The following is a 257-nucleotide window of genomic DNA, read 5'->3' on the forward strand; positions in this document are numbered from 1 at the left end:
GGCCCGGAGCGTGCGGATCTCCATCTTGGCGACGGCTTCAGCCGACACGCCGTATACGTTGATGCAGACCAATAGTTGCCATCAGAAATAAACCTCTTGCCGACGGGCGGGCCATACGTTTTTTGAATGTCCAGCCGTGCCGGCCGAGCCAGGCGCTCAGGGCGCTGCGGCTGATCTTTACCAGCCGCTCGGTCTCCAGCCGAGCCACCATCTCGTTCAGTGTGATGTCCTTGCGCTCCTCGATCATTCCCACGATG

1 pseudogene is annotated in these 257 nt (G+C 60.3%); it reads right to left on the bottom strand.

Annotation, left to right across the window (positions count from 1 at the left end):
• Positions 1-118: 118 nt before the first annotated feature.
• Positions 119-257, bottom strand: a pseudogene (locus tag PU724_RS34045) (IS630 family transposase); the annotation flags it as partial.

The organism is Mesorhizobium abyssinicae, assembly GCF_049887195.1.
GTDB lineage: Bacteria > Pseudomonadota > Alphaproteobacteria > Rhizobiales > Rhizobiaceae > Mesorhizobium > Mesorhizobium abyssinicae.